This is a genomic window from Azospirillum sp. ST 5-10 (assembly GCF_051225715.1).
Taxonomy (GTDB): domain Bacteria; phylum Pseudomonadota; class Alphaproteobacteria; order Azospirillales; family Azospirillaceae; genus Azospirillum.
This window is the reverse complement of record NZ_JBPJSP010000074.1, coordinates 1-2,077: the sequence shown is the minus strand read 5'-3', so window position 1 is coordinate 2,077 and position 2,077 is coordinate 1. Positions and strand designations below refer to the sequence as shown.

Sequence of the window (2,077 nt, the reverse complement as noted above, 5' to 3'; positions counted from 1 at the left end):
GTCCGCCGCAAGCGCAAACGCTCAGGATGGTCCGACGAGTTCGCAAGATCCATCCTCGGCCAAATGCGATGACCGTGGGCCCGGGGTTCTGGGCGCTTGACCGGCCCGGACGCCGCCCCTAAAACCGGATGCGCGCTCCGCAGGATGGGTGGCCGAGCGGTTTAAGGCAGCGGTCTTGAAAACCGCCGTAGGTGCGAGCCTACCGTGGGTTCGAATCCCACCCCATCCGCCAGTTTGCTCAGCTAAGCCATTGATTTAGCTGTTGTTCTCAAGGGGCGCTCAACCACCGCCCCACAGTTTCCCCCACATTTCATTCGCGCTGGCCAGCCAGCCGGACCACAGGCGCGCCGCGTCGGCCGGTGAGGCCGGAGGCGGGTCACGCCCTACAGTCCGTCACCCGCACCGACGCAAATGCGCGGACCGCTCCGCGCAGCCGTCCAGACTTACCGCTGCCCGGGGCGGGCGTTCCAACAAACGATCGGTTCGGCGTCCGCGTCGACCTGATGCCGGGCGGGCGGCGGCTCGCACCGGTCGAACGGGGTGCATTCGTCGGACTCGGCGAGCATGGCGGCCAGCGGCGCGTGGCTCTCCGGTGCCGCGTCAGGGGCGGGCGACGGTGCCGCTGGCCGGGACCGGCCGAGCAGCAGGAGGCGGCGCCAGCTCATGCGCCTTCGCCGCTCTCGCCCCGGGCCTTCCGGCGGCTTTCCAGCCACCGGCGCCCCATCTCCGCCTGCTTCAGCGCCTCGTTCATCAGCTCCAGGTGCCTTTCCGGCGACAACCGCTTCAGCGGCTGCGACAAGCTGGCGGGCAGCGGCGCGGAGGGGGGCTCCGCCGCGGCCGGCGGTTGGGCCGGGCCCTGTCGCCGCTTCTCCACCTTTGGTCCCTTCGCCATTTCCGCCCCCATCCCTGTGGCTTGAACAGCGTCGCGCTAGTAGCACTCGCCGTCAACAACTCGCGCAGGGGCTTGCCACCGGTGCCGTACCGGAGCACGCTTGGGGCGGGTCGACCGAGCGGGTCAACGCCCGGCCGGCCCTGACCACCCCGATCGCACGGCCCCGTGGGCGCTGCACGATGACGTTCGGCTGGATTGAACGCTTGGGCTACGCATGCATCATAGGCACTTCTCGGCACGGGAGGCCTGCCATGAGGCGATTATTACTTTTGGTTGCGGTTATAGTTCTTTCTGCATGCGGCTTGGCGCGTGGGAAGCAGGTGGGCGCCATGTCGGCAGCGGAGTTGGCTTCCGTAACGAACACCGAGCTGTGCCGCGGTGAGCACTGGGCCAACAATGGTGCGATCCAGGCGGAGCTTTTGCGTCGCAATTGGGATTGTTCGGACGCGGGCCAGAAGTGCATCGGTATGGGGCTGAGCAAGGGGTCCTCGGGCTATCGCGAATGCTATGCTGCCTTGGCAGCCGTCGAGGCTGCAGACCGAGCAGCCCGCGCGCCGGCCTACAATCAGATGATGCAGCAGGGGCTCGATATGATGCGCGGCTCACCCGGGCCGGCGAACCCGCGCATGACGTGCCAACGGGTGGGCACGATGACACAGTGTTGGTAACGCCCGCACCACCCATGGAGGATTGGCTACTTCTCTGCTCTGCCCATCCGGCGACAATCGTCGCAGCGGCCGGAACAAGCTCGCGGACAGCAATGTGGGCGGACGTGCCGCCGCAGGCTGCTGGGCACCGGACAGGCTATCCGCTGGCCGCCGCCGCTGGTCGCGGCGGGATCAAGCGGCACATTGAGGCGCGCCTTGAAGTCGGCTTCGTGATAGTGGCAACACCGGGCGCCAGAAGCTGACCGTTGTCCTCGACGTCGTCGATCGCCCTACGCTCGCTCCGGCGCTCCACGGGGCTTGTCATCGGCGCGGCTGAGAGGCACGCTAAGAGCCTATTCCAGTAGGGATCCGGTTTCGCCTGCTCTGTTGAACGTCCAGTGCATTGCGGCCCGGAGGTTTCAATGGGCAAGTTGGTTCAAGACGACGGCTGGCGGTTGCCTGGTGAGTTGTGGGAACGCATGGAGCCGCTGCTTCCGGAGCGCCCGGCGCACCCGCTGGGCTGCCATAACCCGCGGGT

General features: G+C 67.4%; 2 protein-coding genes and 1 tRNA gene. 2 read left to right on the top strand and 1 reads right to left on the bottom strand.

The annotated features are described in order from the left end of the window. Positions 1-142: 142 nt before the first annotated feature. Positions 143-232 (top strand) — tRNA-Ser (locus tag ACSBPG_RS31825). Positions 233-661: 429 nt separating this feature from the next. Here ACSBPG_RS31825 and ACSBPG_RS31820 read toward each other — a convergent pair. After that, entirely contained in the window at positions 662-892 is a 231-nt protein-coding gene (locus tag ACSBPG_RS31820; protein WP_435541272.1) for a hypothetical protein, read from the bottom strand. Positions 893-1,221: 329 nt separating this feature from the next. Here ACSBPG_RS31820 and ACSBPG_RS31815 point away from each other — a divergent pair, with 329 nt between their 5' ends. Further along, complete coding sequence (locus tag ACSBPG_RS31815; protein WP_435541271.1) at positions 1,222-1,560, top strand: hypothetical protein; 339 nt, start codon at positions 1,222-1,224, stop codon at positions 1,558-1,560. Positions 1,561-2,077 lie beyond the last annotated feature (517 nt).

Bases quoted from the DNA above. Each gene is read 5' to 3' on its own strand.
- ACSBPG_RS31820 (WP_435541272.1), bottom strand. From the start codon at position 892: ATGGCGAAGGGACCAAAGGTGGAGAAGCGGCGACAGGGCCCGGCCCAA.
- ACSBPG_RS31815 (WP_435541271.1), top strand. From the start codon at position 1,222: ATGTCGGCAGCGGAGTTGGCTTCCGTAACGAACACCGAGCTGTGCCGC.